Source organism: Vibrio sp. 704 (genome assembly GCF_033339295.1).
Genome location: NZ_JAWOUH010001040.1, coordinates 1 through 511 on the forward strand (window position 1 = coordinate 1; position 511 = coordinate 511).

The following is a 511-nucleotide window of genomic DNA, read 5'->3' on the forward strand; positions in this document are numbered from 1 at the left end:
ACATTTGCATTTGGTCCAGCGTTCCATCGTGCGCAACCTCAAAATTAAGCGGGTTGATTTCCACTTGGTTAGTCACAAGAGGTTTACCAAGGCGCGATTGCAGCAATTCGAACTGACGCGGCGTAAAGTTAGACACACCAAAGTGCTTCACTTTACCTACTTTGTGCAGCTCCGTGAATGCTTCCGCAACTTCATCAGCATCCATCAATACATCTGGACGATGGATCAATAGCACATCGATTTCATCCACATTTAAGCGCTCAAGTGAGTTGTTCACTGATTGGTAAATGTGTGCCGAACTTGTGTCGTAGTGATTAATTTTGCGTTCAGGTGTTTTGTCACCACACAAATTAATGTCACATTTGGTCACGATCTGGATTTGGTCACGTACGCTTTTATCCAAAGCTAACGCTTCACCAAACAACGCTTCACATTCGTAGTTACCGTAAATGTCTGCGTGATCGACCGTAGTGATCCCTAACTCAATATGTTGCTTAAGAAATGACAAACG

Annotated in this window: 1 protein-coding gene; it reads right to left on the reverse strand. The window is 43.6% G+C overall.

The window, feature by feature from the left end; all coding sequences use genetic code 11:
- The coding region (locus tag R7R24_RS30535) for an aldo/keto reductase family oxidoreductase (RefSeq protein ID WP_318120692.1) at positions 1 to 511 on the reverse strand (511 nt) is incomplete at both ends.